This is a genomic window from Cyanobacterium sp. (genome assembly GCF_054166785.1).
The window spans coordinates 48,216-70,828 of record NZ_JBSZCP010000033.1; the positions used below are offsets into that span (position 1 = coordinate 48,216).

At 38.6% G+C, this 22,613-nt stretch carries 18 protein-coding genes; 5 read left to right on the forward strand and 13 right to left on the reverse strand.

Features of this window, described 5'->3' with window-relative positions; genetic code table 11:
* Positions 1-118 precede the first annotated feature (118 nt).
* Complete coding sequence (locus tag ACXITR_RS06075; protein ID WP_457996339.1) at positions 119-991, forward strand: transporter substrate-binding domain-containing protein; 873 nt, start codon at positions 119-121, stop codon at positions 989-991.
* A 407-nt stretch (positions 992-1,398) separates the two neighbouring features.
* Here the strand turns inward: ACXITR_RS06075 and ACXITR_RS06080 are convergent, their stop codons facing one another.
* The 4 genes from ACXITR_RS06080 to ACXITR_RS06095 form a co-directional block, all read right to left on the reverse strand.
* Positions 1,399-1,953 (reverse strand): hypothetical protein, encoded by a 555-nt coding sequence (locus ACXITR_RS06080; protein WP_457996340.1) that lies wholly within the window; start codon positions 1,951-1,953, stop codon positions 1,399-1,401.
* Between the two features lie 20 nt (positions 1,954-1,973).
* The gene (gene mtnC, locus ACXITR_RS06085; RefSeq protein WP_457996341.1) at positions 1,974-2,657 is read right to left on the reverse strand and encodes an acireductone synthase; all 684 of its coding nucleotides are present in this window, start codon (positions 2,655-2,657) and stop codon (positions 1,974-1,976) included.
* Between the two features lie 70 nt (positions 2,658-2,727).
* A complete protein-coding gene (locus tag ACXITR_RS06090; RefSeq protein ID WP_457996342.1) occupies positions 2,728-3,294 on the reverse strand; it encodes a 1,2-dihydroxy-3-keto-5-methylthiopentene dioxygenase in 567 nt (188 codons plus the stop codon).
* Positions 3,291-3,923: a methylthioribulose 1-phosphate dehydratase gene (locus ACXITR_RS06095; protein ID WP_457996343.1), complete on the reverse strand. Its 633-nt coding sequence runs from the start codon at positions 3,921-3,923 to the stop codon at positions 3,291-3,293. Before ACXITR_RS06095 ends, ACXITR_RS06090 begins: the two co-directional genes overlap by 4 nt.
* Positions 3,924-4,082: 159 nt before the next feature.
* On the opposite strand from ACXITR_RS06095, the gene ACXITR_RS06100 reads away from it, so the two are divergent.
* Complete coding sequence (locus ACXITR_RS06100) at positions 4,083-5,021, forward strand: DNA adenine methylase (protein ID WP_457996344.1); 939 nt, start codon at positions 4,083-4,085, stop codon at positions 5,019-5,021.
* A 117-nt stretch (positions 5,022-5,138) separates the two neighbouring features.
* On the opposite strand, the gene ACXITR_RS06105 is transcribed toward ACXITR_RS06100, so the two are convergent.
* The 5 genes from ACXITR_RS06105 to ACXITR_RS06125 form a co-directional block, all read right to left on the reverse strand.
* Positions 5,139-6,536: a ferredoxin:protochlorophyllide reductase (ATP-dependent) subunit N gene (locus tag ACXITR_RS06105; protein ID WP_457996345.1), complete on the reverse strand. Its 1,398-nt coding sequence runs from the start codon at positions 6,534-6,536 to the stop codon at positions 5,139-5,141.
* Positions 6,537-6,713: 177 nt separating this feature from the next.
* Positions 6,714-7,586, reverse strand: coding sequence for a ferredoxin:protochlorophyllide reductase (ATP-dependent) iron-sulfur ATP-binding protein (gene bchL / locus ACXITR_RS06110; protein ID WP_457996346.1), 873 nt, complete (start codon positions 7,584-7,586; stop codon positions 6,714-6,716).
* A 658-nt stretch (positions 7,587-8,244) separates the two neighbouring features.
* The gene (locus ACXITR_RS06115; RefSeq protein ID WP_457996347.1) at positions 8,245-9,654 is read right to left on the reverse strand and encodes a diguanylate cyclase; all 1,410 of its coding nucleotides are present in this window, start codon (positions 9,652-9,654) and stop codon (positions 8,245-8,247) included.
* A 29-nt stretch (positions 9,655-9,683) separates the two neighbouring features.
* Positions 9,684-12,509 (reverse strand): ammonium transporter, encoded by a 2,826-nt coding sequence (gene amt, locus ACXITR_RS06120; protein WP_457996348.1) that lies wholly within the window; start codon positions 12,507-12,509, stop codon positions 9,684-9,686.
* Between the two features lie 108 nt (positions 12,510-12,617).
* Positions 12,618-14,363 carry an ABC transporter ATP-binding protein gene (locus ACXITR_RS06125; protein WP_457996349.1) on the reverse strand — a complete coding sequence of 582 codons (1,746 nt, stop codon included), beginning with the start codon at positions 14,361-14,363 and terminating at the stop codon, positions 12,618-12,620.
* A 231-nt stretch (positions 14,364-14,594) separates the two neighbouring features.
* On the opposite strand from ACXITR_RS06125, the gene ACXITR_RS06130 reads away from it, so the two are divergent.
* Positions 14,595-15,890, forward strand: a complete 1,296-nt coding sequence (locus ACXITR_RS06130) for a homoserine dehydrogenase (RefSeq protein ID WP_457996350.1) — start codon at positions 14,595-14,597, stop codon at positions 15,888-15,890.
* 103 nt (positions 15,891-15,993) lie between these two features.
* Here the strand turns inward: ACXITR_RS06130 and mnmA are convergent, their stop codons facing one another.
* The 3 genes from mnmA to ACXITR_RS06145 form a co-directional block, all read right to left on the reverse strand.
* Positions 15,994-17,052 carry a tRNA 2-thiouridine(34) synthase MnmA gene (gene mnmA / locus ACXITR_RS06135; RefSeq protein WP_457996351.1) on the reverse strand — a complete coding sequence of 353 codons (1,059 nt, stop codon included), beginning with the start codon at positions 17,050-17,052 and terminating at the stop codon, positions 15,994-15,996.
* A gap of 67 nt (positions 17,053-17,119) precedes the next feature.
* Complete coding sequence (locus tag ACXITR_RS06140; protein ID WP_457996449.1) at positions 17,120-17,554, reverse strand: VOC family protein; 435 nt, start codon at positions 17,552-17,554, stop codon at positions 17,120-17,122.
* Positions 17,555-17,589: 35 nt separating this feature from the next.
* The gene (locus ACXITR_RS06145; protein ID WP_457996352.1) at positions 17,590-18,096 is read right to left on the reverse strand and encodes a TIGR02652 family protein; all 507 of its coding nucleotides are present in this window, start codon (positions 18,094-18,096) and stop codon (positions 17,590-17,592) included.
* A gap of 140 nt (positions 18,097-18,236) precedes the next feature.
* On the opposite strand from ACXITR_RS06145, the gene alaS reads away from it, so the two are divergent.
* Positions 18,237-20,882: an alanine--tRNA ligase gene (gene alaS / locus ACXITR_RS06150; RefSeq protein ID WP_457996353.1), complete on the forward strand. Its 2,646-nt coding sequence runs from the start codon at positions 18,237-18,239 to the stop codon at positions 20,880-20,882.
* 157 nt (positions 20,883-21,039) lie between these two features.
* Positions 21,040-21,288: a hypothetical protein gene (locus tag ACXITR_RS06155; RefSeq protein WP_457996354.1), complete on the forward strand. Its 249-nt coding sequence runs from the start codon at positions 21,040-21,042 to the stop codon at positions 21,286-21,288.
* An 11-nt stretch (positions 21,289-21,299) separates the two neighbouring features.
* Here ACXITR_RS06155 and ACXITR_RS06160 read toward each other — a convergent pair whose 3' ends face one another.
* Positions 21,300-22,514, reverse strand: a complete 1,215-nt coding sequence (locus ACXITR_RS06160) for an argininosuccinate synthase (protein ID WP_457996355.1) — start codon at positions 22,512-22,514, stop codon at positions 21,300-21,302.
* Positions 22,515-22,613: the final 99 nt, after the last annotated feature.

Below are 22,613 nucleotides of genomic sequence, written 5' to 3' on the forward strand. Positions count from 1 at the left end.
CTCCCCTTAGAGAGGGTTTTTTGTTTTTCAAAGGCCGTTATGATGATATTTCTTGGAGAGATAGAAAAATATAGATAATATAGAGGGTAATCAAACTCAAATTTCTGTATCAGAGAAGATGATAGGGAAAAACATCATAAAGACTATCGCCATTAGCCTATTTTCAGGGATTAATTTGTTTGTTAATTCTGCTATCAAGGCGGAGACGGTATTAGAGAGAATCGAATCACAAGGTTTATTACGGGTTGGTATCAATCCCCATGAAATTCCCTTTAGTTATAGGGATAACAGTGGAGAGTTGCAAGGAATTTGTTTAGACTTAGTGAATCTGATCAAAAAAGAGTTAAGGCAAAGTTTAAATCGTAATATCATTACTACCCATATTTTTAGCTCTAATTTAAGTAATCGTTTTCAAATAGTACAGGATGGGATAGTTGATTTAGAATGTGGGGCGAATAGTATCCGAGAAATAGAAAACTATAATGTATCCTTTTCCCAACCTTTTTTTGTTACAGGTACTCAATTTTTGGTAGCAAGGGATAAAGCAAGACAATTAATTGATGATACTGCCATAGAAGACATCAGAATTGGGGTTTTGAGTGATACCACCACAGAAGAGTATGTCAGACGAAGATTTCCTTCTGCACAAATTAGTTTATATAGAGGTACAAATGGTAGTGCTTTGGGGGTTAGGGCGGTGGAAAATGACAGAATAGATGCTTTTGCCGATGATGGTATCCTTTTATTGGGGGCAGCTACTTCTTTGAATATGTCTTTAACTAGAGATTTTATTTTATTACCTGAAACCCCTGTTACCTGTGAAAGATATGGTTTAATTTTGCCAAAAAATGATCCTGATTGGAAGGAATTAATTGATAGGGTAATCACTTCTAATGAGGAAAAAGAGATTGTCGGGGATTGGTTTGCCGTGGCGGAGAGATTTATGAATAATCGTCCTAATTGCACCACTGTTGACACTCCATCGGGCTGAAGCCACGAGGATTCTTTAGAGGAGATAACTAACAAAAGCTAGTCATTGCTCGGACAACCACATTGTCATACCGTACCGTAGTACCAATACAACAGCAGTTCACAAGGCGGTGTCAATTGCCTCTACACTGTCAGCCAATGCTTTCAGCTTACTTTTGTTTATTGTTTATGCTTTCTCACTCGCTTAATGTCATTCTTTGTGGGGGCTGGGTCTGTAGTGCTATGCACCGACTTCCATTTCGGTAAGTCATCTTTCAACAGGTGTCCCTCCACGGGGTGTTTCACCTACCATTAAGGTCTTAGTGGCATATAATTATCCTACCATATAAAGCCGTCATTCATGACGGGGTATCTACCCAAAATTCTTGATGATTAAGACAATTTTTGGTTTCCATCCCCTAAACAAAACTATCTATAAATTTGTTTCCATGTGCCAACGGTACCACCGCCAATCATAACATCTTGGGTACTTTCATCTTCCCATATCAAGCGTATTCTCATGTTACCTTCTGGGGCATTAGCGAGCGCACTGGCTAACTCATCAGAAACTCTGTTTCCATCATATCGATACACTACACCATGAATAGAAAATAGGATTTGCTGTGGACTGTTACTCACCCAATAATTACGATATACTGGTTCTCTATCCCAATATACTTCCTCTACATACTTATCCTTTTGCCATACCTTACGGGTACGCCTAACGTTACGATAGGATGTTATTTCTTGCTCTCTACGAAAATAACTAAGACGAATATAATCTCTTGTCCAACTGCTTACCGTGGCATGGTTGGAGCTAAAATCTTTGTCATAGACAATGTTACCATCAAAGGGATCGTTGATTACTTGTGACCATGGCACTCGGGAATCTTGATTGATGGGGGATGGCTTGATTTGTGCTTGGGCAGATATAGCACCAAAGGTACTTAATATTAGGGCAAGGGGCAAAATTCTCTTTATCATGTTGTATATTATTTTCCCTATTACAAATTAATGTCATGGAAATTACTAACAATATTATGATGTTTATTTTCTGGTAATTGTTCCTCGTCTCTAATTACCCACACTGTTTCCATTCCTGCTTTGTTAGCGGCAATTATTTCCCCTTCCACATCGGATAAAAATAATATTTCGTCTGGCTTAAATCCCACTTTTTCAGCTATTAATAAATAGGAATCTACTTCTTGTTTATATCCTATATTAGTATCAAAAAATCCCGAAAATAAGTTTAATAAATTACCATAATCAGAGTAGCCAAAAAATAGTTTTTGAGCATAGATAGAACCTGAAGAATAGATATATATAGGGATATTTTCCTGATGCCATTGCGTTAGTTTTTCATAGGCATCGGGATAGAGATGGGCTTGATAATCACCATTTTTATAACCCTTTTCCCAAATCATTCCCTGTAACTCTTTTAGAGGGGTTAATTTGCGATCGCCCTTAATCCACTCCCTTAAAATCTCAGCAATTTGACGAGGTTGACAACCATCTTTTAAACCCTCCAACTCACATACCGCCCTCACTTGCTCATAAACAAGATCATTATTAAAATGTTGAATAAGAAAATTTTCCATTTCTTTATAGGCATAGGGAAACAAGACATCTTTAACAAAAGAAATAGAACTTGTAGTTCCCTCAATATCAGTCAAAATTGCTTTAATCATAAGAAAAACAAAGATTTAAGGTATGGCTTAATGATGAAATAAAGTTATACTCAATTCAGCAAAATTAGATTCAATTTTCAAGACGAGAAAATTTTGAAGCAATATCTGAACCTGTAAAATTAGCCACCCACCCTTCAGGATTATTAAAAAGACGAATAGCAATAAAATTAGGATTAGGCCCCATGTCAAACCAATGGGGAGTATTGGCTGGTACACTGATTAAATCCCCCTTAGTGCATAACACCTCAAACACCTTATCATCGAGGTGTAAACTAAATAAACCCTCCCCCGCCACAAAAAAGCGCACCTCATCCTCACTGTGGGTATGTTCATTTAAAAACTTTTCCCGAAAAGCATCCTTCTGGGGGTTATCACTGGTTAAACTAACCACATCCACCGCCTGATAACCAGCCCCTTGGATTAACCTTTGCACATCTACATCATAACCCTGCAAAACTTCCTCCTGACTAGCCCCTAACTTAATTTCATCCTTAGTCTGCCATTGCTCAAACCTTACCCCCACTTGTTGGAGATGATAGACAATTTTATCTATTTTTTCCGAAGAATTTGTTATTTCCTCACTATCAAAAAGTGTTTGAGTGGGGTTGTTATCATCAAATATCTTTAAGCTAGTCATCTTTTTCCTGTGATTTTAATCATTTCCAATTCACACTCCATTAGATATTCTATCGCTTCCAAGTGTCTAAGGGCGCTGTCCATATCCCTACCCCAAGTATAAACCCCATGTCCTCGAATCAAATAAGCCCAGCAAGGATTACCCTTCTCTAAATATGTGATAACCCCTTGGGCGAGACTAGAAATATCTTGACTGTTATCAAAAATGGGAATAGTAACACTACTTTTATGGGTATTGATACCTGTAAAGGCTTTTTGTAGTTCGTATCCTTCTATTTGCCAATAAGGTTGATTAATTAATCTACTTAATATTGTACTATTAACAGAGTGGGTATGCAGTACAGCACCAATTTCCCTATTCCATTGATATAAAGTAGTGTGTAACAAAGTTTCCGCCGATGGTTTTTTATCATCCACAGGCACACCATCAAAATCCACCACCATAATATCATCGAGGGTTAATCTACCCTTATGCTTTCCCGATACCGTAATCGCACACAAACTATCACTCATCACATGGGAAAAATTACTACTCGTCGCAGGAGTCCATCCCCTACTATTAAGGAAACTAGCCGTTTGAATAATAGCATCACTAGCCCTTTTAAACTCATCTACAGAATATTTATTCAACTTCTTCTCAATGGCAATCAAAATAACTCATATTATTTTATCCAAATTTACCCAATGTAAGGGCAAGGGGTTGATTGAAAACGCAAAGGTAAGGGGCTTAAGCCCCTTGTTTAATTAACATAATATAAAATAAACCAATAAGAACTCGACTGATATTGAATGAAATCAATAAAAATAAAAGATAATAATAAAGCAAAACCTTTCTTAAAATGGGCAGGAGGAAAAACTCAATTATTAGAAACATTTAGAAAGTATTACCCCAAGCCACTACTAGAAAATCAAGAATTTAATTATATAGAGCCTTTTATTGGTGGAGGTGCAGTTTTTTTTGACCTAGTACAAAACTATAATATTCGCCATAGTTATTTATCAGATATTAATCCAGAAATAGTAGTAGTTTATAAAACAATTCAAAAATCCGTTGATCAATTAATAGAACAGTTGACCGAATTATCAGAAGAATATAAATCAAAAAACCTAGAAAAACAAAACAAGTTTTTTTATCTAAAAAGAGATACTTATAACTTAGAAAGAATTGATTTTGATTACTTAAATTTTTCTGAAGCATGGATTAAAAGAGCCACTTTATTTATATTTTTAAATAAAACCTGTTTTAACGGACTATTTAGAACCAACAAAAAAGGAGGCTTTAACGTCCCCCATGGAAAATATAAAAATCCTAAAATTATTGACAAAAATAACCTTCTAAATGTTTGTAATCTTTTACAAAATGTAGATATTGAAATTGCTGACTATACCCAAAGTTTAAAGTATATAAAAAATAACTCTTTTGTTTATTTTGATCCCCCCTATCGTCCTTTGAATAAAACTTCTAATTTTAACTCTTATTCTCAATTCACATTTGATGATAATGAACAAAAAAGACTGGCTAAATATTACCAAAAATTACATGATAGCTATTCAGTTTATCTAATGCTCAGTAATTCAGATCCGAAAAACGAAGATATAAATGACAACTTTTTTGATGAACTTTATCAAAGGTTTAATATTGCTCGTATTTCTGCTACTAGAATGATCAATAGTAAAGGTGATAAAAGGGGAAGTGTTAACGAAATTTTAGTTATCAATTATAATTAGTGATAATTATAAAAAGTAGTTGTATGTTTTATGTTAAAAATTCTCCCAATTACGGAAGAATAAAAGAGGAAAATAGTCATTTTAATTGTAAATGGTGGGCGGTGCCCACCCTACGAATTAATTTTTTACTAACTGATTCCAGCCTAAATCCTTAAGATTATTATTGCGACGTAAAGGGCGAGTTACCAACTCTAAAATATCACGGGCATTGGTAAAACCATGGATTTGAGCAAAGGTGAATTCTACTGACCATTTTGTGCTGATTCCCCGTGCTTCTAAAGGATTAGCGTGTGCCATGCCTGTAATTACTAAATCGGGTTGTAATTTATTGATTCGTTGTAACTGATTGTAGTTATCAGGTTTTTCCACAATAGTAGGCACATCAACCCCCATCTCCTGGCAGGTTTGGGCGAGAAAATCTAGTTCAGCCTTTTGATAACGTTTATCCATGTAGGGGATGCCGACTTCATGAACTTTCATTCCGCATCGGGTGAGGAAACGGGCGAGGGATACTTCTAATAAGTTATCACCCATGAAAAATACTGATTTACCTTTCACTAAATCGACATAGTCTTGTAAGTTTTCCCAGATTTGAGCTTCCCTTTCTTCCAAGCCGTGGGTTTCCACTCCAAGCACAGAACAGATTTTCTCAATCCATGCCCTAGTGCCATCGGGACCAATGGGGAAGGGGGCGCCGATGAGTTTACATTTACGACGACGCATCAAGGTGGTGGCAGTACGACTGAGGAAGGGATTAACCCCTGCAACGTAGTAACCTTCTTCGATGACGGGTAATTCGGTATAGCGTTTGGCAGGTAGCCATCCATCAATTTTTACCCCTTGTTTTTTCAATTCTAGGGTTAAATTGGTAACAACGGGATCTGGTAATGAGCCAAACAATACTAAAGGATGATGTTGTTTATATTCGCTTTCGGTGGCGGTAATTTCTTCTTTTTTCTTACCAAAGTTTAATAGTTTTTGGATGCCGTTGCGTTCTTCTTTTTCTTCGGTGTTAGTTGTTGCTTCTTTGGGGCAACGATTCGCCATGGATGCAAGTACGGTGTCTTCTCCTTGGGTAAAGGCATAGTCTAAACCGTTGGCACGGGCAACCACGATGGGTATGCCGATTTCTGCTTCTAGTTTGGGGGCGATACCTTCTAAGTCCATTTTAATGATTTCTGTGGTGCAGGTACCAATCCACACGATAACGGATGGGTTGCGATCGCGCTTAATTTGTTCACAAAGTCTTCTCAACTCGTTATAATCATTAAGTTGGGCTGAAATATCACCCTCTTCTAACTCCGCCATAGCGTAACGAGGTTCAGCAAAAATCATTACTCCCATGGCATTTTGTAAGAAATAACCACAGGTTTTTGTACCAATAACGAGGAAAAAACTATCTTCTATTTTTTGGTATAACCACGCCACACAACTGATGGGGCAAAAGGTATGATAATTTCCTGTTTCACATTCAAAGTTTAATTCTGGGGTAACGGGTGCTTGTGCTAATGTCATTTTTTATTTATTCCTATTTATAAATGGGCAATGGGGAATAGTAAATTGCCGTGAATATCTGTTTTATGATTAAGTTCGGTATTTTTTTAGTCCCCCAGAATTGGGGGATTTAGGGGACGAAACTCACAATCTTGAAAAATTTAATTATCAATTATCCATTCTCAATTATCAATTAACCTAAACCATCATTAAATCAAGGTCATCAACTTCCTGCTTGGGCGCATCGGCAGGGGGATTGAGGTAATAATCAGAAAGTAAAGTAAATAAATCCCTATCTTGGGCTTCACTGGGTACAACCCCTTCAGGCATGGCTAAAATTTGATCCGCAATATTGAGATAATAATCGCATACATAACTCAAACTAGGATCTTTTTCAGTCATTTCAAACAAGGTTTTTCCCTTAACCCGTGATACTCGTATATCTTCAATGAGGGGTAATACTTCTAAAACGGGCATAGCCACATGGGAAATGTATTTATCAATTAAGTCTCTTTTTGAGGTGCGATTTCCGATTAAACCAGCTAATCTGAGGTTATGGGTGCGCGCTTTTTCTCTGACGGAAGCGGCGATGCGGTTAGCGGCAAATAAGGCATCAAAACCATTGTCCGTAACGATAATACAATAGTCTGCATAGTTAAGGGGCGCTGCAAAACCACCACACACCACATCTCCCAATACATCAAACAAAATTACATCATATTCATCAAAAGCATTTAATTCTTTGAGCAGTTTAACGGTTTCACCTACCACATAACCACCACAACCAGCGCCCGCAGGAGGTCCCCCTGCTTCTACACAGTCCACCCCTGCATAACCTTTATAAATTACATCTTCTGGCCAAATGTCTTCGTAGTGAAAATCTTTTTCTTGGAGGGTGTCAATGATGGTAGGAATTAAAAAGCCTGTGAGGGTAAAGGTACTATCGTGTTTCGGATCGCAACCTATTTGTAATACTTTTTTTCCTCTTTTGGCTAGGGCGGTGGAAATATTACAACTGGTGGTGGATTTACCGATACCGCCTTTTCCGTAAACTGCTAATGTCAATGTCATTTTGTGAAACTCCAGAATTTTGCTCTGTTTGCATTATTGACTAATTTTTGATTTTTAACAGGATGATTGAGATACTAAGTAGGGGTTAAATGACTCTAAGGCTTTATTTATTTAATTTAAATCCTTTCAAATACTTAAAAATATCTTATAAACTTTTAAAAACTATTTTATATTACTTTTATTATTTTAATATAGTAATTAGTAACAAAAGCAAAATATATTTTATAGCAACAAATTTCAAACAAATAAAATACTGGAAGGTCAATTAAATAAAAGGTTGTGGGCTTTTTATAAATGTTGCTCCATACTAAAAGTTGGATTTTGTTTATAATTAATTAAGATTATGGGTCTAAAGTATGAAGTGATAGCCTTTGAGGAAGTTTTGTGGGCGAATGAAGGGAGGTTATGATTGATTTAGTCAAATTGAATGTTAATATTTGCTACGATTTAATTTTTGAACAATAAAAATGCGTATAAATACTCAGACAATCACTAAAATATTAAGAATATTAACGATTACTACTGTTCCTTTATCAATAGTGGTTTACCTGTTGCGAGGGGTAGGATTACTTAGTTTTTTGTATGGATGGATAGTAATTTTGTTAATTTTGATAGCAATGTTTAGTTCTATTTTCTTTTTTATTGAAAAGACCTATTATTAATCGAGAATATTAAAAAAGACTCGATTTCGACCATTTTTTTTTGCTTGATATAAGGCTTTGTCTGCATTGTTGAGTAAGTCTTCAGGGGAATAGCGGTTAGAAGGAATAACTGTAGAGATTCCAAGGCTTAGGGTAATATGCTGACTGATTTCTGATTTTTGATGGGGAAGGTAGGCAGACTCAACTTCTTCTTTAATGGTATTAGCTATGATTACAGCGCCGGGGGATGGGGTGTTGGGTAATATTATGGCAAATTCTTCTCCTCCATATCTGGCTAAAAAATCTGATGACCTTTTTACGATGCTGTCCATGATACTAGCAACTTTTTTTAAACATTCATCCCCTGCTTGATGTCCATAGAAGTCGTTGTAGGGTTTAAAGTAGTCTATGTCACATAATATTAATGATAAGGGTTTTTGAGTGCGATCGCACCTAGACCATTCATTACTAAGACGAAAATCAAAACTTTGTCGATTATAAATTTTGGTTAAACTATCGATGGTAGCTAGTCTATTTAATTTAACTTCGAGATTTTTACGTGCGGTAATATCTCTAATGGTAATGGAAAAACCATCTCCTAATTTCACTGCGGTGACATGAAACCATTGTTTTTTACGATGGTGTAAAAGTTTAATATCTTTTTTGAAAACAGCATTCTTTTCTACCACATCAAGAAGGTATTTTAATAGATTATGTTTTTGTTGCTTTATAAACTCTTTAAAAAATAATTTATCAATTAAATCTTCAGGCTTTAAATTAAAAAATTGAGCCATAATTGGATTTACTAAAGTACATCTAAAATCTTGAATTACCCCTGTTTTATCATTTCTTATGGATTCCAGAGCAGCAATGCCATCAAGGGAAGAATTAAGAATACTAAAAATAAAAGCCCGTGATTGAGATAAAATTACCTCAGCTTCTTTTCTTTGTTTGATTTCTTCTTCTAATTTTTGTTGTTTAATTTGTAGTAATTTTTTATCTTTTTCTAATAGTCTTCTCTGGGTTTGGATAGTTAATTGACTACTAATTCTTGCCAATACTTCTTCTTCTTGAAAGGGTTTTGTAATATAATCTACTGCTCCTATTTCAAAGGCTTTTATTTTATCAAAAACATCATTTAAAGCACTAATAAAAATAACAGGAATATGTTTAGTAATCGGATTGGATTTCAATTTTTGACACACTTCGTAACCGTGCATGGTGGGCATTAAAACATCAAGTAAAATTAAATCTGGGGGGTTAGACTGCGCCGCCATTAAAGCTGTTTCGCCGTCTTGAGCCTTTTTTACTTTATATTTTCTTCCCTTTAACATAGTTGCTAATACCCTTAAGTTAGCGGGTTGATCATCAACGATCAAGATACTTCCAATTAAATCATTTTCTGTTGATAGTTTATCGAAAGTCATTTTTTTAAGGGTATCGATAATAGTATATTTTAGTTTATTTTTTCAATTAATTTTCTGATTTGTGATAATTGAAAACTATTTACTAGATAAATTAATTTTTGAGCTAAATTTTGACAGTTTTGAGGAATTTCTGAAATTAATTCTAAAACTAAATCATCATCCAAGTCAATAACCGCTTGATAAAGTTTTTGTAACCAATTGGGGGGCATTTTGCCCAATTCTTCAATGGTTAATGGTTCATGAAATTTAGATAATGGGGAAATAGTTTCTTGCTCATAAATGTATTCAATGCCCAAATGTTTTGCCATCACATCAAAGATAACCGATTCCCTAAATGGTTTTCTGACAAAATCATCACATCCTGCCGAAAGCACGATCGCCTTTTCCTCTTCTAATACACTCGCAGTAAGGGCAATAATAGCAGTGGGATTTCCCCCCAAACCTTTGATATACTTCGTTGCCTCATAGCCATCCATCACGGGCATACGCATATCCATCCAGATGAGATGGGGTTGCCATTGTTGCCAAAGTGCGATCGCCTCTTGACCATTAACAGCTTCTTTTAATTCAAACCCTAAAGGTTGTAATAATTTTACCAGTAAAAGTCGGTTTACAGTGCGATCGTCCACGATCAAAATGCGATAAGAAGGTTGTCCTTTTTTCAACGCAATTACCCTTCTACTGTGATAATGTTCCGATATTTCCACCTCCTCAATACTAACAATTTTAGCCACTATATCAAAACTAAAAATAGTTCCTTTACCGAGGGTACTTTGAAGACGAATATCACCCCCCATCAGCTTCACAAACTGACGACTAATAGAAAGCCCTAAACCAGTACCTTCTTGACTCTTTCTGCCTACCTCTGTTTGAATGAAAGCATCAAAAACTTTATTAATATCTTCCTTTGCAATACCGATACCCGAATCTTCAATGGTGAAATTTATTCTTATGGCTGGATAATCTTGATAGTTAAATTCATCGTAAATAGCGGAATTATTAATACTATTAAAAGAAGATATTTCTGCCGTAATTTCGACTCCTCCTTCCTCCGTAAACTTGATAGAATTATTAATAATATTAATTAAAACTTGACGTAATTTAGTCTCATCAGTACGAATATATCGAGGTACATTTTCATCAATATTAAAAGTTAATTGTAATTGTTTTTCCTCCGCCTTTAAATGTAATAAATCATCAACTTCATCTAATAAATTATAAAGGTCAATATTCTTCTGACTGAGCATCATTTTACCTGCTTCAATCTTCGATAAATCTAAAACATTATTAATAAGATTTAAAAGATAATTCCCACTACGATTAATAATACTAATATTTTCCAACTGCTCAGAGTCTAAACTTTGAGAGCGCATCATAATTTGAGAAAAACCCAAAATAGCATTCATGGGCGTACGTAACTCATGGCTCATATTCGCAAGAAAAATGCTTTTAGTTTTATTAGCAACCTCAGCTTTTTCCTTGGCTTGGGCTAACTCCAAATTATTGATTTGTAGTGTTTCCGTAGATTTTTCCAAGCTATCAATTAACTGATTATAACGGAATGCAATGTGTCCTACCTCCGTAAAAGGCTCAACAGGTACCCTCAAACTGAGGTCTTGGGTTTGGGTTTGTTGATCTATAATTTTCATAAGATCATACACTTCTGTTTTTGCTTGATGTTCAGAAACATTTAATCCCGTAATTTCATCCTCCACCGATACCCGCAAAGGAAAAATACGATTAACTCCCCGCAGAATTAACCAACTAACCCCAAAAGCCCAGATAAAACAGATTGTCGCCCCTAGTAGTTGTACTAAAAATTGATGGAAAGGGGATAAACCCGTGTTTAATAACTCTGGTTTGCCAAAAAAAGCAACCGCTAAAATACCCCAAAACCCTGCCGCACCGTGGACGGCCACCGCATCCACTGCATCATCGATGTAATAGTATTCTATGCAGTTTTTGACCACCACCATTAGAATGCCACCCACTCCACCGATAATTACCGCTTCAGAAGTGGAAACAATGTGACAAGAAGCAGTAATAGCGACTAATCCTGCGATCGCACCATTCATCAAAGATTCTACTTGGGGAATTTTTTCCCGATACCATGAAAAGATGCAACTGCTAATCATTCCAGCCACTCCGCCCATGAGGGTATTAACTAAAATTAAAGCCACTTGGTTGTTGAAAACCAATACACTACCCCCATTAAAACCAAACCAAGCAATCCACAATAGCATCACCCCCAATACCGAAAGGGGTAAATTTGCCCCATGGATTTTATTTTTCTTTCCATCTTGGTTAAAACGTCCTGTGCGAGGCCCGATAATTAAAAGAGTGGCTAACCCCACCCATGCCCCAACCCCATGGACTACACTACAACCAGCAAAGTCGATATAACCTAATTTTCCTAACCAGCCCATCATGGTATCTGATTCTAGTCCATTCCAGACCCAATGACCAAACAGGGGATAAATTAACCCTGAAACGAGGATGGCAATGATGATGTAGGAGTCAAATCTGAGTCTTTCTGCCACAGCCCCTGAAACGATGGTGGTGGCGGTACTACAAAACATGGCTTGGAAGAGGAAAAAAGCCCCCAATTCCATATCTGTATCAACATTAAGGAAAAAGCCTTTTGTGCCTATCAATCCTAGGGAGGATAACCCAAACATGATGGCATAGCCAAAACACCAAAAGAGGGCAACGGATATGCCGAAGTCGGCGAGGTTTTTAACGGCTACATTAATGTTATTTTTTGAGCGAGTTAAACCCGATTCTAGGCACATGAAACCGGGTTGCATCAAGAATACTAAACCCGCACATATTAACAGCCATTGTAAGTCTGTCATGGAGCGATGAAATCAGAAGGATATAACTATTATAGTTAGGAGAATTGACAATGGACCATTGAGAATTGACAATTAAACTTCTATTTCTGCGGTATCCTCATCACTCCACTAGGATAGAATTTCTTTGAGTTGATGTTGTTGCCAGAGGGTTTGATATAGTCCTTTTTGGTTAAACAATTCTAAGTGTGTTCCTGTTTGAACTATTTTACCCCTATCCATGACGAAGATGCGATCGGCATTTTGCACGGCGGCTAGTTGGTGGGTGATAAAAATAACGGTTTTGCCTTCTTCTTGTTTGAGGTTTTCAAGGATTTGAGTGGCGGTTTTATTATCGACGCTAGAAAGGGCATCATCTAAGATTAATATTTTTGACTCCGCAAATAAAGCCCTAGCTAATGAGCTTCTCTGCCGTTGTCCCCCTGAAAGGGTGATTCCCCTTTCTCCCACTAGGGTTTGGTATTGTTGGGGGAAGGTGATAATTTCGGGGTGAATTTGGGCTTGTTTGGCGGCGTATTCTACCTCTGGCATCTCACCGATGGGGTTACTGTAGGAGATATTGTTTTTAATGGTGGTGGAAAAAAGGAAACTTTCTTGGGGTACATAGGCGATCGCCCTGCGCAAATCTGCTAAATTAATCTTAGTAATATCAACCCCATCAATAAATAATTGCCCTGCTTCAATTTCCAAAAGACGAGGAATGGCATTGGCAAGGGTAGATTTTCCTGAACCAATTAAGCCCACAATGGCAATGGTTTCACCCCCCTGAATTTTAAAATTAAGATTATCAAGGGCGGAAAAGTTAGCATCGGGATAGGTATAGGTGAGATTAACCGCTTCAATGTTTCCCCTCATGGTTTCTGCATCCATGGACACAGCGTCGGGGTTGGTTTGAATTTTCGACTCGGCCTGTAAAATAGTTTCTAAACGCTCAATACTTACCTCTCCCCTTTGATAGGTAGTGATGGTAAAACCAAGGAGGGCAGTGGGAAATACCAGTCTTTCTACATAGATAATTAGGGCAATAAAATCACCCACACTAATTAACCCTGCGTTAATGTCGCTAGTACCTAACCAGAGTAAAATTAATAAACTAACACTGGCGATACCTTGAATGACGGGGAATAGAATATTTCTAGTCCTAGCTAATCCTAAGTTTGCTTTGAGTAAATTTCTGTTTTTTTCCGCAAAAGCCCTTCTTTCGTTTTCTTCTTGGGCATAAATTTTAATGAGGGCAATACCGCTCATATCTTCTTGGATTAGTTCACTAATATCTGATAGACTTTCTTGGACGTGGAGTTGCTCTTGCGCTAGTTTACGGCTGAATAGTTGTACGGTAATTAACATTAAAGGGTAAACGGCGATCGCCATTAGACTCAATTTAACATTAATCAACAACATAGCAGGTAAAGTTAAACCATAGGCAAACACAGTATTAACCAAACTGAGGATAGCAAAACCCACTAAACGGCGAATATTATCCACATCACTGGTGGCACGGTTAATTAAATCCCCCGATGTATTGGTACTGAAATAGGAAGGCTCTAATTTGAGAAGATGTTCAAAAATTCTTTGTTTTAAATCAAATTCTACCTGTCGCCCAACCCCGAATATCATCATCCGAGAAAACATTCTCATACACCACATCACACAGGCTAAAACCAACAGTATGATTACATAGGTAATGAGTTGATTGAGGGTAAATCCTTCCTCTAAATCATCAAAAATATTACGGATTAACCAAGGTATAGAAACCCCAACCACATTCACCGCAAAAAGGGCAAACATACCCCGATACATCATTTTATTGTAGGGTTTGAGATAGGAATATAAAATTTTCAGTCTGGGGTTTGCCATTGCGAAAGAAAGATAATAGTGTAAAGAGTTATTTACATTTTAACATTGTCAATCTTAATTCTCCATTAGTTATTGCCTCGGTTGCTATAATATGCTTACAATACTCAAGGAAGTGACTCTCCTAAAACTTAGTTTTTACCCTTGTTTTATCTCCTACGGTGAAACATAAAAGGGCTAAGTTGTGAAGGGTAGGCGCAAAGTCAACAGATTACATTGTGAAGGATAGATATTGTGGCGTTTAAAATCGGTTTACTAGGACTAGGTACTGTCGGAACTGGTACTGCAGAAATTATATATAATCCCCAAGGAAGACATCCCCTCCTAAATGACATTACCATTGCCAAAATAGGGGTCAAATCTTTAGATAAACAACGAACTATTGCCATTACCCCTGAAGTTCTCACCACAGATTTAGAGTCCATCGTCACCGATCCTGACATTGATTTGGTGGTAGAGTTGATTGGGGGTTTAGAACCTGCTAGGAGTCTTATTCTAAAGGCGATCGCCTCTGGAAAGCACGTTGTCACCGCCAATAAAGCCGTCATCGCCCGTTATGGTCAAGAAATTTTTGAAGCGGCAAAACAAGCCAAAGTATATGTACTCCTAGAAGCGGCCGTGGGGGGCGGTATTCCCATCATTGAACCCCTCAAACAATCCCTAGGGGCAAATCGCCTAGAAACCATTATCGGCATTATCAACGGTACTACTAACTATATCCTCACGGAAATGACCGAAAAAGGGTCAGATTTTAAGGAAGTATTACAAGAAGCCCAAGCCCTTGGCTACGCAGAAGCAGATCCCACCGCCGATGTAGAGGGTTATGATGCGGCGGATAAAATCGCCATCCTCGCTTCCCTCGCTTTTGATCGTCAAGTGAAAAGAGAAGATGTATATAGTGAAGGTATTACCTCCATTACCATCAGTGACATCGACTATGCCGATAAACTAGGTTATGTGATTAAGCTATTGGCGATCGCCCAAAAACCAGACAAAAACCAAGAAAACCTTGAACTAAGGGTACATCCCACCCTCGTAGAAAAATCTCACCCCCTAGCCAACGTTAACGGGGTATTTAACGCCATTCTTGTGGAAGGACAACCCCTCGGACAAGTGATGTTTTACGGGCCTGGGGCAGGTTCTGGCCCTACTGCGAGCGCCGTTGTGGCAGATATTCTCAACATTGTGGGAGTCTTACAAAGTAACCATGGAGCCAATTCCCTCGATCCTCTCCTCAGTTGCTCCCCTTCCAAGTCCGCCCCCATTGCTCCCATCGATGACGTTTCTACCCGTTTTTATGCCCGTTTCCTTTGTGCTGATGTACCGGGGGTAATTGGTCATTTAGGTACTGTTTTCGGTGATTTTGGGGTAAGTCTTGCCTCCGTGGTGCAAATTGGTTTCCAAGATAACTTGGCGGAAATTGTGGTGGTAACCCATCAAGTCAGGGAAGGTAATTTCCGTAGTGCTATCAAAAAAATTCAGGAATTAGAGGCGATCGAAAAAATCCCCAGTATGATTAGGGTTTTATAAAAAGTTTAATTTTTTAACAAGGGGCTTAAGCCCCTTATCCAATCTTTAGTGGGCATTGCCCACCATTAATTATTTTCAAACTAGCAATTTATTACCTGTCGTGTTATTCGCTATCCTTTTCAATAATTCCGCCCCCCAAGAGTATATCTCCATGGTATAAAACCGCCGCTTGCCCGGGAGTAATGCCGAATTGAGGCTCAGGGAATATCAATTTTACCCTGTCTTCATCTAAAGGGATGACGTTAACGATTTCAGGGGTGCTACGATAACGAATCTTGGCCTCTGCTTGGATAGGGGTAGAAGGCTGGGCAATGGATACCCAATTCATCCGTTTAACGGTACATTCTTTTTTGCCCCCCTCATCACGGGTAGCAACGATAACTCGATTCATCACCGTATCTAGTTTTACCACATATAATGGCTCGGAATAGGCAACCCCTAAACCCTTTCTTTGCCCGATGGTATAGTGATGTACCCCATCATGTTCGCCCAAAATATTCCCTTTAAGATCAACAATTTCCCCCTGTTTAGGTTTGATATACTGATCTAAAAAGTCTTTCATGGAGCCATGGGCTTCAATTAAGCATAAGTCTTGACTTTCAGGTTTTTCGGCAGTGCTAAGGTTAAATTTACTGGCCATTTCCCTTGTTTGAGTTTTAGTCTGATTACCGAGGGGAAACACTAGATGGGCTAATAATTCTTGGGTTAAGTCGTAGAGAAAATAAGACTGATCTTTATTACTGTCAACGGCCTTAAGAAGTTGGTAGCGATCGCCCTTACTATCATACTGAATCCTAGCATAATGCCCTGTGGCAATCTTATCAATACCGAGGGTTTTTTGAGCATATTCCACCATGGGGGGAAACTTTACCGTACGATTACACTGAGAACAGGGAAGAGGTGTAACACCATCCTCATATCCAGATATTACATAATCAATAATATGGGTTTGAAATAAATCACGGGTATCTACCACATGATGGGGAATATTTAATTGTTCACATATAGAGGCTGCATCCACCATGCCTTCAGAGCAACACTGCCCCTTTCCCTTCATCAGCCAGAGGGTTAAACCTTCCACATGATAACCTTGATGGTGTAGGGTTGCCGCTGCCACGGAACTATCTACCCCCCCAGACAAGCCCACAACTACTTTATCCATAATAATTTTAATATAACAATACCTATTAATAATATAACGTTAGGGCTTAGGTAGTTGAGAAGATCCATTAGCCACAAAGACGTAATAATTCTATGGGTAATCCATCATCATCGGCAATAAAAGCTACCTCAAAAACTTTATCTCCTATCATCTGTTGTTGGGGAGACAATAATATTCTCAGAGGTTTAATTTCTCGGGGGTTTGTTTTGCTTTCCTGCTCAAATGTTTGGTGGAGTTTTCCTAACCATTGGGGTAAATTGTCGGTGTAGTTACCCACATCAAAAGAAAGATGATAATACCCCACATAATGCTCATCCCCAAAAGCATCGGGGGCAGGTTTTGGTTCAGGAATTTCTATTAATTCGAGGCGACTATTCAAACCCTCCATCCAACAAGCAAGGGTATATCCCGTGGTAAATCTTTCTTTTACTGAAAATCCTAATAGTTGGTAAAATGCGATCGCCCTTAAAATATTAGCCGTGCGAATAGATACATGATGCAACATAAACAATGGACAATTAAAATAAATATTTAGGGCTACTCAAAAAGACGAAAATAAGGATAACGGGAAGGGCTTCCTTTTTCCTTTTCTAAAGTGAAATTGATAATCTCCCAGCACTCTGATTTATCATCATCCTCGGGACTAAACTCCACAGGTAAACCATAGAGCTTATAAATCTTATTTCCATCCCCTATCCAATTATTTCCTTTTTCTAAATAAGAACTAATTAAGCGATAATACCGTTGAGCAATAATAACTTTAGTAGCACGATAACCCTCCGTATATAACCTGTCTAGGGCTTCATGAATCTCAAAACGAATACCATCAGGATGGGTATGTTGACGATACCACTTCTCTTCCCATAATCGCCAATGGCGCCCTGACTGTAAATGCACCAAAACCTTTGTATCAGGATTTGCCTCAAAAGCACCATGACGAGGGCATAAATAACTATCCGTTAAAGTTAAAGCCTCTATCTGTTGACGACAATGGGGACATTGAATATGGGGACCAAAAACAGGATATTGTAAACTTAGATTCATTGAATAATTACTGTGCTTAATTTCCTCTATCCAAAATCTAACATTTTCTTAAAAAAACAGGGTAAGGAAAATAACAACGGTTAGCTATACCCCACAAATTATCCGATAATAGAAGATAGACAAATATATGATAAATTTCTATGACTAATATCCCTCCTTCCTTAACAGGAAACGAAATCAGAGCAAAATTTTTAAACTTTTTCGAGCAAAAACAACATAAAATATTACCCAGTGCATCTTTAGTACCTGATGATCCCACCGTACTTTTAACCATCGCAGGTATGCTACCATTTAAACCTATATTCTTGGGACAACAAACCCCAGAAGTGCCGAGGGCAACTACTTCCCAGAAATGTATCCGCACCAACGATATTGAGAATGTGGGACGCACTGCCAGACATCATACTTTCTTTGAGATGTTAGGTAACTTTAGTTTTGGGGATTACTTCAAATCTCAGGCTATTGCGTGGGGTTGGGAATTATCTACGAAGGTGTTTCAACTTCCCCCCGAAAGAGTTGTTGTCAGTGTATTCCGTGAAGATGACGAAGCCTTTGCCATTTGGCGTGATGAGGTAGGCATTCCTGAAAAAAGAATTATCCGCATGGGAGAAGAAGATAATTTTTGGAAATCTGGGGCGACGGGTCCTTGTGGTCCTTGTTCGGAGTTATACTATGATTTTAAGCCCGAATTGGGTGATGATCATATCGATTTGGAAGATGATAGTCGATTCATCGAGTTTTATAACTTGGTTTTCATGCAGTATAACCGAGATGCTGAGGGCAATTTAACTCCCCTTGAAAAGAAAAATATTGATACGGGCATGGGTTTGGAAAGGATGGCGCAAATTCTGCAACAGGTGCCTAATAACTATGAAACTGATTTAATTTTCCCCATCATCAAAACTGCGGCGGAGTTGGCAGATATTGATTATCAGAAGGCGGATGAGAATACCAAGGTATCTTTGAAGGTAATTGGAGATCATGTGCGTTCTGTGGTACAAATGATCGCTGATGGTATTTCGGCTTCTAATATGGGGCGCGGATATATTTTACGTCGTCTCATTCGTCGGGTGGTGCGTCACGGGCGTTTGATTGGTATTGATGGCAATTTTATCAATGAGGTGGCGGAGACTGCTATTCAATTGTTAGAGGGGGTTTATGTTAATACGAGAGAAAGGGAAAAGGTCATTAAAACTGAGTTACAACGGGAGGAGTCGGCTTTCTTGGCTACCCTCGAAAGGGGTGAAAAACTCTTGGCGGAGGTGATTAATGGGTTAAAACAGAAACAAAAAACGGAAATTTCTGGGGTGGATGCTTTTACCCTTTATGATACTTTTGGTTTTCCTTTGGAATTGACTCAGGAAATTGCTGAAGAGCAGGGTATAACCGTTGATGTGGCTGGATTTGAAGCGGAAATGGAGGCTCAGAGGTTGCGATCGCAATCTGCTCATGAAACCATCGATTTGACTGTGCAAGGAAGCATTGATAAATTAGCAGAACATATCCATCCTACGGAATTTTTAGGCTACCATGAATTTCAATTAATTAGCCACATTGAGGGTTTGTTGGTAGAAGGTAAATCCGTGGAAAAAGCGGAATCGGGTACGAAAGTACAGCTAATTTTAAATAAAACTCCTTTCTATGCCGAGTCTGGGGGGCAAATTGGCGATAAAGGCTACCTCGCAGGGGAAGATGTGTTAATCTCCATCAATGATGTGCAGAAAGAGTCTGGATTTTTTGTCCATTATGGCACGGTAGAAAGGGGTGTTGTCACCGTAGGGCAAAAGTTACGGGCAACCATTGATAAAGCCTGTCGTAACCGTGTAAGGGCAAATCATACCGCTACCCACCTATTACAATCAGCGTTAAAGAAGGTGGTGGAGAGTTCCATTTCTCAGGCTGGTTCATTAGTATCATTCGATAAATTACGTTTTGATTTTAATTCTCCTCAACCCATCACCAAATCACAGTTACAGCAGGTAGAGGATTTAATTAATACTTGGATTGCTGAAGCCCATGATTCTCATATCTCCGTCATGTCTTTGGAAGAAGCTAAGGCAAAAGGGGCGATCGCCATGTTCGGTGAAAAATATGGCTCAGAGGTGCGTGTCATCGACGTACCGGGGGTTTCCATGGAATTATGTGGGGGGACTCATGTAAATAATACCGCCGAAATCGGGCTATTTAAAATCATCTCAGAGACAGGTATTTCGTCAGGGGTAAGACGTATCGAAGCCGTGGCTGGGGCATCGGTGTTGGAATATCTCAAGGTGAGGGATGATGTGGTGAAGGAATTGGCAGACAAACTCAAAGCTAAACCCGAGGAAATTCCTGAACGTTTTGCCAACCTACAAAGTGAGTTAAAAACTACCCAAAAAGAGTTAGAAAATCTCAAGCAAGAGTTAGCCCTATTAAAATCCGATAGTTTAGTTAACGAAGCCCAAACCGTGGGGGAGTTTAAAATTCTCGTTGCCCCCATGGGAGATTTAGATGCGAAATCTTTACAAACGGCGGGGGAAAAATTACAACAAAAACTCGGAGATAGTGCTGTGGTTTTAGCTTCCATTCCTGAAGACGGAAAAGTTAGCTTAGTGGCTGCTTTTGGGGAAAAAGTCTATAAAGAAAAACAACTCCAAGCAGGTAAATTTATCGGACAAATCGCCAAAATCTGTGGTGGTGGTGGCGGAGGGCGCCCTAATCTTGCCCAAGCAGGGGGAAGGGATGCCAGTAAGGTTGATGAGGCTTTGGCTACGGCGAAAACTCTGTTAATTGACGCTTTATCTTAATTATTTTGGTGGGCATTGCCCACCTTTTCCCATAGAGCCTAATCATGGTTAATTTCCTGCGGTTTACAACACTATAGGTTTAGTGTCAACCGAACGCAAAGATTTGTAATATTTTGTTACATTATGGATATAGAACAAACAAGCAATTATATATATTATGAATAACGACCTAACAGCTACCAACAACAGAGATTTATTTGCCCCCGTGGTATTTCGCTCAGAATTTAATGACTTTGAAGATATTAGTGCTAACCAAGCATGGTCTTTATTTTTCAGTGCGGGGAAAGAAGATAAAAGCCTCGGATTTAACCCCGAAGCTGGTAGATTTTTTACGAACACTTTAATCGGAATTATCGTTGCAGGGGCATTAATTGGCGGTGTCTTAACCGACGTAATCCCCCACTAATATCCATGATGTTAGCTTTCAATAGATCTGGTCTTTTCTGCCCAAACCCTGGTAGATAAGCCCCAGACATAGATAAACCCTTCGGCGGCTTTATGATCAAATTGATCCTGTTCTCCATAGGTGGACAATTCGGAATCATATAACGAATAAGGAGATGTTCTACCCACTACGGTAGCATTACCTTTAAAGAATTTGATGCGTACTGTACCGCTAACTCTTTTTTGAGTTTCTTCGATGAAAGCATCGAGGGAATTTTTGAGGGGATTATACCATAACCCTTCATAAATCATTCTGCTATAGGTTTCATCAACATGGGCTCTCTTATAGTGGGTTACATCACTGGTGAGGGTTAAACTTTCTAAGTCTTCATGGGCTTTGATAAGCACTAATAAGGCAGGTGCTTCATAAATTTCCCGAGATTTAATCCCTACAACTCGGTTTTCGATCATGTCGATACGTCCTACCCCATGATTTCCCGCCACTTCATTCACTTTCGTAACTAGGGCAACGGGAGGAAGAGCAACACCATTAATCGCTACGGGGGTTCCTTGCTCAAAAGTAATTTCTAAATATTCAGGCTCGTTGGGGGTATCCATCACCGACTTTGTCATGGCGTAGATTTCCTCAGGAGGCTCTGTCATGGGGTTTTCCAAGGGGCCTGCTTCGATACTACGACCTAGTAAGTTACGATCAATACTATAAGGAGAAGATTTTTTTACGGGGGCTTCGATGCCAAATTGTTCCCCGTAGGCGATCGCATCTTCACGACTCATCCCCCACTCCCTAGCAGGAGCCAAAATTTTAATATTAGGATTGAGGGCGGTAATGCCTAAGTCAAAACGAACTTGATCATTTCCCTTTCCCGTACAACCATGGGCAACAGCATCCGCTCCATATTTTTCCGCAGCCTCTACCAACAACTTAGCAATGAGGGGACGAGCTAAAGCAGTGGAAAGGGGATAACGATTTTCATATAACGCATTGGCTTTGATGGCAGGAAAAGCATAATTAGTTACAAATTCTTCCGTCGCATCTGCTACCAAAGACTCCACCGCACCACATTTAAGAGCCTTGGCTTGAATAGGGCCTAATTCTTCTCCTTGCCCCAAATCTGCCGCTAGGGTGATTACTTCTTTTACACCCCATTCTTTTTTCAGGTAAGGAATACAAACGGAGGTGTCAACTCCCCCAGAATAAGCTAAAACGACTTTCTCGGCACGACTCATAAATTTTACTCTATTTCAGATAAGACTAATGGGTTATTGTAACAATAACTGTATTTTTAACCAATTGTAAGTCAAGATTTCTGTATTTTAACCATTGAC

What these genes read in the sequence shown, in the direction of transcription:
- alaS (WP_457996353.1), top strand. Translation starts at nt 18,237, where the DNA reads ATGACTAATATCCCTCCTTCCTTAACAGGAAACGAAATCAGAGCAAAA.
- ACXITR_RS06090 (WP_457996342.1), bottom strand. Translation starts at nt 3,294, where the DNA reads ATGACTAGCTTAAAGATATTTGATGATAACAACCCCACTCAAACACTT.
- ACXITR_RS06105 (WP_457996345.1), bottom strand. Translation starts at nt 6,536, where the DNA reads ATGACATTAGCACAAGCACCCGTTACCCCAGAATTAAACTTTGAATGT.
- ACXITR_RS06100 (WP_457996344.1), top strand. Translation starts at nt 4,083, where the DNA reads ATGAAATCAATAAAAATAAAAGATAATAATAAAGCAAAACCTTTCTTA.
- amt (WP_457996348.1), bottom strand. Translation starts at nt 12,509, where the DNA reads ATGACAGACTTACAATGGCTGTTAATATGTGCGGGTTTAGTATTCTTG.
- mnmA (WP_457996351.1), bottom strand. Translation starts at nt 17,052, where the DNA reads ATGGATAAAGTAGTTGTGGGCTTGTCTGGGGGGGTAGATAGTTCCGTG.
- ACXITR_RS06160 (WP_457996355.1), bottom strand. Translation starts at nt 22,514, where the DNA reads ATGAGTCGTGCCGAGAAAGTCGTTTTAGCTTATTCTGGGGGAGTTGAC.
- ACXITR_RS06075 (WP_457996339.1), top strand. Translation starts at nt 119, where the DNA reads ATGATAGGGAAAAACATCATAAAGACTATCGCCATTAGCCTATTTTCA.
- bchL (WP_457996346.1), bottom strand. Translation starts at nt 7,586, where the DNA reads ATGACATTGACATTAGCAGTTTACGGAAAAGGCGGTATCGGTAAATCC.
- mtnC (WP_457996341.1), bottom strand. Translation starts at nt 2,657, where the DNA reads ATGATTAAAGCAATTTTGACTGATATTGAGGGAACTACAAGTTCTATT.
- ACXITR_RS06125 (WP_457996349.1), bottom strand. Translation starts at nt 14,363, where the DNA reads ATGGCAAACCCCAGACTGAAAATTTTATATTCCTATCTCAAACCCTAC.
- ACXITR_RS06145 (WP_457996352.1), bottom strand. Translation starts at nt 18,096, where the DNA reads ATGAATCTAAGTTTACAATATCCTGTTTTTGGTCCCCATATTCAATGT.
- ACXITR_RS06080 (WP_457996340.1), bottom strand. Translation starts at nt 1,953, where the DNA reads ATGATAAAGAGAATTTTGCCCCTTGCCCTAATATTAAGTACCTTTGGT.
- ACXITR_RS06155 (WP_457996354.1), top strand. Translation starts at nt 21,040, where the DNA reads ATGAATAACGACCTAACAGCTACCAACAACAGAGATTTATTTGCCCCC.
- ACXITR_RS06115 (WP_457996347.1), bottom strand. Translation starts at nt 9,654, where the DNA reads ATGACTTTCGATAAACTATCAACAGAAAATGATTTAATTGGAAGTATC.